This is a genomic window from Anaerolineales bacterium, from assembly GCA_022866145.1.
Taxonomy (GTDB): Bacteria; Chloroflexota; Anaerolineae; order Anaerolineales; family E44-bin32; genus PFL42.
In genome coordinates this window covers 1-1,631 of sequence record JALHUE010000501.1, presented here as the reverse complement: position 1 = coordinate 1,631, position 1,631 = coordinate 1, and the positions used below count along the sequence as shown (strand labels likewise).

2 protein-coding genes are annotated in these 1,631 nt (G+C 67.9%); both read right to left on the bottom strand.

Annotation, left to right across the window (positions count from 1 at the left end; genetic code table 11):
* Window positions 1-50: 50 nt before the first annotated feature.
* Window positions 51-857 carry an XdhC family protein gene (locus MUO23_14630; protein MCJ7514185.1) on the bottom strand — a complete coding sequence of 269 codons (807 nt, stop codon included), beginning with the start codon at window positions 855-857 and terminating at the stop codon, window positions 51-53.
* Window positions 858-1,214, bottom strand: a complete 357-nt coding sequence (locus MUO23_14625) for a hypothetical protein (GenBank protein MCJ7514184.1) — start codon at window positions 1,212-1,214, stop codon at window positions 858-860.
* Window positions 1,215-1,631: the final 417 nt, after the last annotated feature.

The following is a 1,631-nucleotide window of genomic DNA, read 5'->3' as shown; positions in this document are numbered from 1 at the left end:
CGTGCTGCGAGATCGAGATTTCCCCTGGCGGTCGCGAGGCGCTCCGGCACCTAGGCGCTCGGACGGGCGAGCCGGGCCATCGGCTCACCCGAGCCCTGGCGGCGCTGCTGGATGATCTGGGCGAGAATGCTGACGGCGATCTCTTCCGGAGTCTCGGCATTCAGTTCCAGCCCAATGGGAGAGGTGACGCGCCCCAGATCCTCGGCCGGGACACCTTTGTCGATCAGCTCCTTGCGCGTGGTTTCCCAGCGTTTGCGGGACCCGATCACTCCGATAAAGGCGGCCGGCCGGGCCAGCACGGCGGGCAAGCCTTCCACGTCGAGGGAAACCCCACGGGTGGTGAGCACCCAATGGGTGTTCTCGTCTGCCGCGATCCGCTCTGCGAGTTCGGAGAGCGCGCACTGCACATACTGGTCGGCCCCGGGCACGGCTTCGGGAGTGCAGTATTCGGGCCGGTCGTCCGACACGATCAGGCGGAAGCCGAGCCAACTTGCGAGATAGGCGACGGCCCGCCCCACATGCCCGCCTCCGACAACCACCAGCGTTGGTCGCAGCCCCAGGGGTTCCACGAACACCTCGATTTCTCCGCCGCAGACGCCGGGATCCCCCTCCCCCGGGTCGCTAAACGAGTAGTGCAGCAGTCTGGGCCGCTGCTCGTGTATCGCCTGCCGCGCTTCCTGCACGACCCGGGCCTCCATCTCGCCGCCGCCGATGGTGCCCTCGGTTCTACCATCCCGGAGGATGATCATGCGAGTCCCGGCCCGGCGTGGGACGGAGCCACGATCGCGGACGACCGTTGCCAGCGCCGCCGGCCGGCCTTCACGTTCAAGCTCCGCCAGCCTGTCGAAAACCCCCACCTAGCCCTCCAGTAGCGCCAACACCACGGGCAAGGCCTGCTTCTTGCGCGAGGCCAGGCCGGGCGCTTCGAGCGTTCCGTCGGCGGACCGGGCAACCGGCAGCTCCTCAAGGACCGCCGGAGCGCCGCTCATCATGATCCGGCTGGAGGCGGCTACGATATCGGTGACCATCAGCATATCGAAACCCAGGCTCCGCTGGTCCCACAAGCAATCCAAGGCCAGTGACAACGCCGGCAGCAAGCCGCCGACTTCGAGCAGGCCCGTGACCTCGACCTGAGCGATACCAGACCGCACGCCGGCGCTGTCATACAGTTTCAGATCGCCGGTGACAACGTCGGCAGGGTCGCGCCTGGCCATGCCGGCGCCCGCCAGCAGCAATTGCTGGCCGAAGCTCTCTCGCGTCTCGCTGGCCGATGCGCTGCCTCCAACGTCGGTCCCGCCCGGGCGGCTGCCGCATCAGCGCCATCGCGAGACTGGAGAAGCCAGGCGTAGCCCATGGCGGAGGCGATGGCGTCTGTATCCGGGTTGACATGACCGATCACGCGAATCCGCATTCGCTACCCGCCCTGTTCCATCACGCCTAGGCCCGCCGCCCGATGATCTGTCATCCGGCTTTGCCTGCCTTGGCCGCAGCCGGCTCCAGCGCCCGCCACAGCCGCTCAGGGGTGATGGGGATCACGTCAACACTCGCGCCGCAGGCATCGAACACAGCATTGCCGATCGCCGGGGCCACCCCGTCCAGCGGGATTTCGCCGGCGGCCTTCACGCCGAAGG